This window comes from Psychrobacter sp., assembly GCF_018260395.1.
GTDB lineage: Bacteria > Pseudomonadota > Gammaproteobacteria > Pseudomonadales > Moraxellaceae > Psychrobacter.
In genome coordinates this window covers 1-1389 of record NZ_JAGLBC010000251.1, presented here as the reverse complement: position 1 = coordinate 1389, position 1389 = coordinate 1, and the positions used below count along the sequence as shown (strand labels likewise).

Sequence of the window (1389 nt, the reverse complement as noted above, 5' to 3'; positions counted from 1 at the left end):
GTTTTAAATAAACAAAATTTTAGGACTATACTTAATGAGCTACAAAACTATATCAACTCTTTCAATTGCTTTGGCAACGCTTTTAACACTTAGCGCTTGTAATAATACTGCTACTGTAAAAACAGATACTACGAGTCCAACACCCGTTATAACTTCTACTTCTAAAGTGTCAAATGATATCTATTCTTCATGGTCATACGCCGGTGAATCAGGACCAGATCATTGGGCTGATCTTGAAGGTAATCAACAGTGCAAATTAGGTAAAGAGCAATCCCCTATTAATATAACTGAAGTTATGCAGTCTACTAATCAAGCACCCAAACCCAATTATATGCGTTCGGATATTGGAATTGAAGACAATGGTCATACCATCGTTTTTAAACCAAAAAATGACAACAATACTACGGTGATAGATGGTGAGTCTTATAACTTAATACAATTCCACTATCATATTCCAAGCGAACATCAAATATCTGGTATTAACTATCCAGGTGAGCTACATTTTGTTCATGCTAATAAACAAGGAGAATTGGCTGTAATTGGCGTAATGGTTAATCCTACCTCAATGAATAATACTAGCTTACACTCTCTATTTCTTAACGGCTTTGATGACATCTCTAGTCACAAATCTGTCGTAAATGGCTTTGATCTGAGCACGTTATTACCTACTGACACTGAGTTTTATAACTATTCAGGATCGTTAACTACTCCGCCTTGTTCAGAACATGTGAAATGGTTTGTGGCATCCAAACCTTTGTCCATATCTCAACAAGAAATTCAGTCAATGAAGCAATTGTATGATGGTAATAATCGCCCAATACAACCTATTGAAAATCGTGAAGTTAAATTAGTCAAATAACTGAATTTGACACATTCTCAAATCATCTATTTGATAGCTGCTTGCTAACAAAGTCTTAAGTTGCCATTTATATAATGTTGATATTTATATAATAAGAATGGTTTAACTCTTATTAGAAGTAATTAAATTTATTAGGCTAAAACAAACGACATAAGCCTATTTATATTAAAAACATTGCCTCTGTAATAATTATTACAGGGGCTTTTTCATTAAAGTTTATAGCCAATAAATTTGACCAAACAAATCCCTTATTGATAGCAATATGGCTTTAATACTGACACTATGTGGCATATATACCAATAATATGCACCAAAATGGATTAATAAAGCTATTATAAGATACAAGATACCTCTCAAAGCTGTAATAAGTTAGATTATGGATTAATTTTCATGGCATATATATTGTAACTCTACACAGTATTGGATTCTGAATAAAGCTATGATTCAAAGAAGCAGTACTGGCTATTTATTTTAATTAATTAAAAAATATTCATATAAAAAACTGAAAAGCAAACTATGACTAAAACCCTT

Annotated in this window: 1 protein-coding gene; it reads left to right on the top strand. The window is 31.9% G+C overall.

What is annotated here, in order from left to right:
• The first annotated feature begins 34 nt into the window (after positions 1–34).
• Entirely contained in the window at positions 35–859 is an 825-nt protein-coding gene (locus tag QZ265_RS10890; protein ID WP_296406102.1) for a carbonic anhydrase family protein, read from the top strand.
• Positions 860–1389 lie beyond the last annotated feature (530 nt).